Source organism: Methanothrix sp. (assembly GCF_024518575.1).
Classification (GTDB): Archaea; Halobacteriota; Methanosarcinia; order Methanotrichales; family Methanotrichaceae; genus Methanothrix_B.
In genome coordinates this window covers 1-8012 of the sequence record NZ_JANIHG010000049.1, presented here as the reverse complement: position 1 = coordinate 8012, position 8012 = coordinate 1, and the positions used below count along the sequence as shown (strand labels likewise).

Annotated in this window: 6 protein-coding genes; 1 reads left to right on the top strand and 5 read right to left on the bottom strand. The window is 54.2% G+C overall.

Going from position 1 to position 8012, the window contains the following annotated elements:
• Window positions 1–294: 294 nt before the first annotated feature.
• Entirely contained in the window at window positions 295–588 is a 294-nt protein-coding gene (locus tag NQU42_RS07755; RefSeq protein ID WP_296610419.1) for a hypothetical protein, read from the top strand.
• 104 nt (window positions 589–692) lie between these two features.
• On the opposite strand, the gene NQU42_RS07750 is transcribed toward NQU42_RS07755, so the two are convergent.
• The 5 genes from NQU42_RS07750 to NQU42_RS07730 form a co-directional block, all read right to left on the bottom strand.
• On the bottom strand, window positions 693–974 hold the full coding sequence (locus NQU42_RS07750) for a hypothetical protein (protein ID WP_296610418.1): 282 nt from the start codon (window positions 972–974) through the stop codon (window positions 693–695).
• 154 nt (window positions 975–1128) lie between these two features.
• On the bottom strand, window positions 1129–4299 hold the full coding sequence (locus NQU42_RS07745) for an SMC family ATPase (protein ID WP_296610416.1): 3171 nt from the start codon (window positions 4297–4299) through the stop codon (window positions 1129–1131).
• Window positions 4286–5413, bottom strand: coding sequence for an exonuclease SbcCD subunit D (locus NQU42_RS07740; protein WP_296610415.1), 1128 nt, complete (start codon window positions 5411–5413; stop codon window positions 4286–4288). The genes NQU42_RS07745 and NQU42_RS07740 overlap by 14 nt, the downstream gene beginning before the upstream one ends.
• Window positions 5414–5422: 9 nt before the next feature.
• Window positions 5423–6973, bottom strand: coding sequence for an ATP-binding protein (locus tag NQU42_RS07735; RefSeq protein WP_296610413.1), 1551 nt, complete (start codon window positions 6971–6973; stop codon window positions 5423–5425).
• A gap of 178 nt (window positions 6974–7151) precedes the next feature.
• A complete protein-coding gene (locus NQU42_RS07730) occupies window positions 7152–7742 on the bottom strand; it encodes a VIT1/CCC1 transporter family protein (RefSeq protein ID WP_296610412.1) in 591 nt (196 codons plus the stop codon).
• Window positions 7743–8012: the final 270 nt, after the last annotated feature.

Here is an 8012-nt window from a genome sequence, read left to right as displayed (position 1 = left end):
GCCAGAGGTTGGGATGCGTTTGAGGCTGTCAACGGTTTCGGGGCCGCCGCTCGTGAGAGCCAAGCTTTGCAGGCATGTGTCAGCTGACCTGTTTCGAACATATCGGTTCTCCGGTATGGCGCGAGGGACAAGCTCCGGTCTTCAGTCCGGAGCTGCTGACAACCCAGAGTCTTCCAGCAGCCACATTTGCATGACCTCGTTTTTATTTTTTGGCACGCCTCTGCTGTCGCATGCGGTGTTCTCTAACAGATATGAGCAGCACATTTTAATACGATCCTTCATATGCACTGATTTATGAGCGCGCTGGTGAGAATCAACAGGATCTGTGCGTGGATACTCTTGGTTCTGATGGTGATATTCATAGTAACCGGCTACTCCTGGCAGAATCACATAATCATGAATCCCCGCCAGGCGGCTCAGATCCATACAACCCTGGATCCCGTCCTCGTGCTCTTCTTTCTCATACACACCACGATAAGCGCTCGCTTTACGCTCATGAGGCATGGCCTGCGGGGCAGGAGCGTTGATCTCCTTTTCCTCTGCATCGGCCTCCTCTCATATCTTGCAGTGCTCAGGGTGGCGCTGTAGGTTCGTTCTGACGCCCTCATCCATATGCTCGAAGAGGCGCGTATCCCGCCCGCGCTCCTGTCGGGCGAATTGGTCTTCCAGCGACCACATCGCATGCCTTTCAGTCAGATGCAGGCAGCGCTCAGCTGCTCGAGATGCTCCGATAGACGCCTTGCTCTCGTGAGATGCACCTCCATGCGCCTCAGGAGCACATGTGGCGACTCAGAGGTTGTGGTGCACAGCGCGGTCCAGTACGACAGCTCGCTCATGATGCTGCGAACGTACTCCTCGAGATGCGGTGAGAGGCGGTCTTTTTCGCGTAGCCTCTCGATGCAGTCCCATACCCTTTCCTCCAGGCTGGCGATCTCGAGGAGGATCAGATTGAGCTGCCTCTCGACCTCCTCCATCGTCCCACCTCTATTCACTGTGAGCTAGCATGAGCTGAATGTTTTATTTAAATATCGTGAAATAATTTGATTAACACCCACCTCAACGAATATCTGGCGCAACCCAAATCGGGTCCAGATTTTGGTAATGTTAGACACGGCCGATCAATTGTCCTCACTGATAAACAACGCTGTTCCCCATTTCGTCCTCGCTCACCACTATGGTGCTGTCGAACTGACCCTGGACATCGCTGATGTGGCTTATTGCAAACAGCTGGGGGAACCTCACACCGAGGCTCCTGAGCATGTTTATCATTCTTTCTCTGTGCTCGATATCCTGCGATCCGAAGACCTCATCAAGTATCATGAATGAGTAGCCGCTCTCCTCTCCGGAAGACCTCATGAGATATTCACTTATCGCTATTCTCACAGAGAGGGCGATCATATCTATTTCTCCTCCGGAGAACCTCCATATCGGATAATCCGTGCCCCTGTCATCGATGAGTATGTTGAAATTATCATCTATCTTTAGGATGCTGTACTTGCCGGTGACCTCCTCCATTATCCTGGCCGCATTCCGGGCGATCTCGCCTCTCACTCTTATCAGGAGCGCATCCATGAATCTCACCAGCATATCCCTGACTGTGGATATCACCTGGGCTCTCCTGTTGAGCTCATCTATCTCCCTCTCCAGATCCCTCTTCCTCTTCAGATCCTCATTCAGGTCTGAGAGGTTCCACTCCAGCCTCCTGAGCTCATCGCGCATCCTGGCGTACTCCTCGTTTGTGCGTCTCAGCATCTCCTCTGCATCAGAGAGTTTGCTCTTCGCGTTCTCATAGGCTGAATCTGTGTAACCTATATTCTCGAGACGTGTGCTGAGATCAGCTGATTTTGCGTGCAGCCTCCTCAGATCAGCCTCGGCCTCGAGCATTCTCGACCTTGATAGATCCTCACCCGCGATCTCGATCCTGAGGTTGTTCGCGATCGATTCGATCTCAGCAAGCCGTGCAGCCTCTGCTCTGAGCCTGTTATATTCATCCGGATCGAATCCGAGCTCTGAGAGCTCCTCTTCGACCTTGAGGATATCGCCATCCAGCTTCCGGACTCTCGTTCTCGTAGCCTCAAGCCGCTTCTCGATGCCCTCAATCTCGCCTGTTCGCTGAATCAGCAGCCTGTACCTCTCGTGGGAGCTCTGGAGGTCTGAAAGAACCGATTTTGCTCGCAGGTATGCGCGCTCGTCATAATCTACGATGCTCCTCGAGAGCTCGAGGATCCTATCATCCAGCGCGGCTGCCCTCTCTCTGATTCTCCTTAGATCGCTCTCCAGTGCTGGGAGGTTTCCGAGCCGGGCGAGGAGCTTTGCCCTCTCCTCTATGAGTTCATTATAACCTGAAAGCGAGCGCTTGACATCTTCGTATCTCTCCGGATCGTACTCGATCTGGCCTATGGCATTGATCTCGCCATCCAGCTTTGAGATCCTTCCCTCGCTCTCCGAGAGCTGGAGCCCGACCTCTCTCTGCTCAGCCTCAAGCGATGCGAGAGCGCTTCTCCTCCTCCCCAGCGATTCTTTAGATGCCCTCAGCCTCTCCCTCAGCTGCTGCGCCTTTTTGATGCGCGCATTCAAATCGAGGAGCTCATCCCCCGCCCTCTCCAACTCACTTCTGTGCCTTGTGAGCTCATCCATGTACTTTTCCTTGAGTCTGGCGTACTGATCGCCCAGGGGGCGCTCGCATGTCGGGCATGGGCTCTCCGCCCCGAGGCTCTCGATCCGCTTGAGGCTCTTCTGGGACTCGAGCATCTTGGATTCTGCGAGGTTGCGGGCGCTCTCGATCTCTGTCCTCTTTTGATTCAGGGAGTCTATGAGCTCCTCTAACTGGATCTCCTTTCTCCTGAGCTCTTCCTCCTCCTTGGCGAGATCGCCAATCTCGGATATCCTTTTGCGAATCTGGTCGAGCCGCTTCAGGAGCTGGTCACGCCTTTCGATGTGTGATCTCCTCTCAGATATGAGCTCGCCGAGTCTGCGATGCTTCTCCCTCGCCCTTTCAAGATCCTCGAGCTCCCTCTTCAGCGATTCCAGGGCAGACAGCCTGCGCTCGAGGGCTGGAAGTGCCCTTCTGGACTCGTGCAGCTCCTTCACCATGCCGGCTTTCATCCTGTAATCGCTCAAAAGCGCAGCTCTCTTTGCATCCAGTCCTGCGATGGAGGAGACTTGCGAGATGAACTTCTCCCTCTTTCTCTCGAGCTCCTCCAGCTCCCTCACGGTGATCGTGTAAAGATCTGCCCTCTCCTTGAGGCTCTCCATCTCAGTGCGGTATCTGTAGAGCTCATCGAGCCTGGTCTCGATCTCCTCCAGCGAACGCAGCGCCTCTCTTCTCTCTATCTGGAGGCTCTTAAGGCTCGAGATCAGACGCTCGTGGCTCTCTCTATCAGTCTCCAGCTCACGGAGATTATATCTTATCTCATTCAGACGCCTCAGATCAGAGGCGAGCTCATCGAGCGCTCTCTTCTTTCTCTCAATCTCCTCGAGCCTTGCGCTCTCCTCTCTGATCGTTCTCTCTCTATCCGCGATATAGCCCTGGATGTGCTCGAGCTCTCTTCTCAGATTCTCGTGCTCCCGCCTCTTCCCCTCAAGCAGCTCCAGCGCCCCTCTGGCATTCTTCTTTTCTACTTCGGCATCTCTTAGAGCTCTCTCCCTTCTGCTCAATTCTGCCCTGGCCGATGATTCCCTCTCTCTTATCTCCTCGATCCTCTTCTCCACATCGCCCAGCTCCGAGAGCGCTCCAGTGGCCAGATTGATCCTTCTCTCTATCTCCCTCAGATCCTCCTTCGTGATCTCGAGCCCGATCTCGCGCAGGTCCTCAAGGCCGAGGAGCTTCAGGAGGTACTCCCTCTTCCCGGCTCCCCCCTCTCTTATGAGATTATCAAGATCCTTCTGTTTCGCGTAGAAGGTCCTCATGAAGTCCTGGAAGCTTATCTTTATCAGCCTGGAGAGGTGAGCATCGACCTCGCGCACGCCCTTGGCGACCTGCAGTCCATTGATGCACAGAGATGCATCTGGCTGCATGCTCTTGCCCTTCATCATCCTTGATATGATGATCTCTTTCTCTCCTATGGAGAGCGTAAGATGAACCTCCACAGGCTCCTCGGGCCTGGCATTGACGTTCTTTATGAACTTCCTCTCCACAGTGGACGCTTTGCTTCCGTAGAGCGCCCAGGCTATCGCCTCGACGATCGTGCTCTTGCCCGCCCCGTTCCCCCCGATTATGCCTGTGAGCCCGTCCTGGAACGTTATGTCAGCACGCCTGTACTTCTTGAAGTTGCGCAGCACCAGCCTATTGAGATGCATCCATACCCTCTGTGCCTCTCCTCTCCATCGCCTTTCTGATCAGCTCCGCCCCGTATCTCATGACATCCTGCCGGATCGCATTCGGTATCTTCTCCATCTCTCCCTCAAGAAAACGCATGAACTCGAGATCTAGACGCTCCGGCGGTTTCACCTCCTCAGCTCTTGCAGTCTCATCGTATTCAGGTTTTATTTTGAGACAGAACATCGAGGCCGCGAGCCTGCTCAGCCTTCTCTGATCCATTCTTCTGTAGGCTGCCCTGTTGACCCTCCTGAGATCGATGCGAACGATCCTGTCCTTATCTCCGTCACACTCCTCCTCGATGAGATCCAGTATCTCCTCAGCCGTTCTCCCAGAGCAATCCAGCTCTATGACCTTCATCCCGACGTTCGGCACCACGATGCTCTCCACGCCGCCGGTGCTCAGATCCACCATCAGAGCACCCTTTCTCTGCGGGGCCTCATTGAAGTTGAAGTACTCGATCGAGCCGCTGTACCAGGTGTTCTGAGCTATCCTCCTCTGATCGTGATAATGCCCGAGCGCTATATAGCTGAAATCGCTCTTCAGGAAGCTGTCGCTGACGATGTGTTCCCCCACGGGTTTCATGCTCTGATCGCGCAGCGCCTCCACGAGCCCGTGCATAACGAGCACATCCGAGCCACACATCTCTATCTTTCTGAACTCCTCGAGGTAGTCCTCCGGGGTGAAGCAGAACGGTATGCAGTGGAAGAGATGATCACCGACCTCGAAGCGCTCGTACCTGTATCTGTGGGCGATATAAACATCCTTCATCCCATCGTAGAGGTAGAACGGGCTCAGCGCTGAGTAGCTCTTGGGGGCATCGTGGTTTCCGCTTATTATTATCACAGGTATGCCTGCGTTACTGAGGCGCTCCAGAGACTGTTTGAAGATGCAGAGCGGTCTTATCCTGGGGCGGACGTGGTGGAAGACGTCGCCGGCATGCACCACCGCATCCGGCTTCAGCTCTATGATTCTGTCGATAGCGTGCCTGAAGTCTCTGTATATGCACTCCTCCATCAGGTTCCTTCCCTTCTCATCCATCCTGCTGAAGCTCTGGAACCCGAGATGGGTGTCTGCGATGTGGACTATCCTCAAGGTATCCCCTCAGTCAGGTGTCGGCCTGAATGATCTTCTCACGGGAGCACTCGGGCGAAGCCGCTCTATGTAATCCTCATACCTGTGTATCCTGGCAGGTATAGGAAACGGGATGTTCAGCGTGCTTATGATCGCCTCTCCCTTCTCCAGCGTCTGGATCTCAACATCCAGCGATGAGAGATCCTGCTTCGCAGACTCCTCCACGCGCGCCCTGTCGTTCCTGTCTGCGAGCCCCATCACGACCATCGTGTTGAACTGCGAGAGGAGCTCTCTGTCTATCAGCTTCGGCTGCTGGGTTATCGCGCAAAGACCAACCCCAAACTTTCTGCCCTCCCTGGCGATCTCCTCGAAGCGCGCGATCCTGCTGTCGCTCCCTAATACCCTCTGCGCCTCCTCGATGACTATCATGCATTTCTTCCTCCCCTCCTCCTCGTTTCTGTATTCCTCCATTATCCGTCTGGATATCAGGGAGAGGAGGAAGAGCTCGCTGCTCTCGCTCAGGTTGGGGATATCTATCAGCACAACCTTTCCGCTCTTTATGCCCTCGATTATCCCCGGGATGCTGGATGGTTTCCCAGAAGATCTTATATATTTATTTCTCGAAAGTATATTCTCCAGCTTTCTTATAAGAACATCTACCGTCTTCTCTGATACATTCGCCTTTTCTGTCAGCATCTCTCTGCCTTTCTCATCCAGAATCTCATCTATCCAGCACCCCTCCTCGAAGATCCGCTCGATGCTCTCCAGGGCGTCCATCTGCGCACCGGTCCAGTCATGCAGCACCTTGACGTCCTCTGGCAGGATATCCTTTCTGGAGATCGTGAGCTCGCTGACCTCTGGGAGCCCGTAATTCCTGGGCTCTGTGGAGTAGCATTTCAGGCTTGATAGGTACGGGGTGAGGTGAAGAAGCCCCTTGCCGTTCTTACCACCTCTAAGGTACTCCCCATGAGGATCGACTATAAGGAGGCCGAACTCTGATCTGTTCTCGGAGGCGAGCTTCATGCACGAGGCTGCGAAGACCTTCATGAAGTTTGACTTGCCCATCCCTGTGGTCGCAAAGACGCCCATGTGGTGGTCCATGACTGTGCTGTGCAGCGCCACATTAACATCAGTATCCCTGCTGCCGTTTCTGAGAACGCCGACCTCGATATCTCCCATCGCATCTTTCAGAAAATCGAGCTCATCTGCCTCGGTCCGTTTCACCCTGGAGAACTTTGTTGGTATCGTCTTCGCCTTTCTGAATGCACCTCTCCTCCCGATGGAATCGCGGGGTATGCACCCTAGGGGCTCTGCGATGACCCTGTTGAATACCTGCTCCTCATCGTATAGCTCCGTGCCTTTGATGGTCGTATCCCATCTACCGTCGTAGTTGGAGTCGTGCTGCACGTTGACGACGCGGGCGAGAAAGAGCATATCCCTGTCCTCCACAGTGAAGATCTCTCCCACGTCTGCCTTTTCATAATAGGGTATTACAAACTCATATGAACGTACGTCCTTTGCGAGTATCTTGTATGCGTTGCCTGGCATGCTCTTCAGCGCAATCCTCTCTGTGGAACTCAAGTCAATCCCCTTCATTTCTGAACGTCATTCATCTTTGAACTTTTTGATGGCTGGAAGGTTTGTGGATGCAATTGATACTCTCGGAGATCAGCACCCCGATACAAGATCTCACGGGTTATGTCAGTTCACAGGCTATTGATATCACTGGGAGTTACACTACAGCTTTGTGGGCATCCCATCACAGCACATTGGGAGAGACCACAAGGCGCACGATTATTATGGTCAGAACGCCGACAAGCAGCATCTTCAGCCCGCTTATCAGCGCCACCTCCTCGCTTATCCTGGCCAGGAAGAGCCCGAGAAGGAAGAGCACGACCAGGCCGAGAGCAAGCGAGAGCACTGCTGCTGTGCTCATGCTTATCATCGGGACCAGCAGGAACGGAGATATCAGGAGTAGGGCTGCAATCGCCGGGCTGAGGCCATCGACGAGCGCGACCGCGATGCTCGCAGTTCTGAATGCCCTGACAACGTGCGTCCCGTCGAGATCTCTGAGCATTGCGGATTCCAGCTTCCTGATGTCTCTCATCCTTTCAGCCCTCTCCGCCATGTATGCGCCGCTCATCCCCGATATGCCCATAGCTATGCTCCCTCCCACTCCGGCGGTTATCACAAATCCAGAATCCTGGACGCCAGAGAGGTACGCTCCAAGAACCACACCCATGATCGTCAGAACGCCATCAAATGCGTTCATAACGAAGAGGCGCCTGGCTATCTCCAGCGCGCCGCTGGCCTTGAGGTACCTTCTGTAAAGCTCTATGCGCGAGGTCACCACGATCTACCACACAGATATACTTCACAAGATCTTTAACATTCTGAATTCGAGATACAAGCATCCTCGGAATGAGCGCGCGGGGTTTCTGGCGAGCTCGAACCACTGAATGACATGCAGGGGGCCATCACCCACCTGCACCAGCTCGGCTCTGAGCTGCTGCACCGGCTCAGAGAGCACTGAGTGCTATGCAGGGTCACATTGATTCTAGAGTTATGATCTGAATTGTTGTGCTGCACCGGCTCAGAGAGCACTGAGTGCTATGCAGGG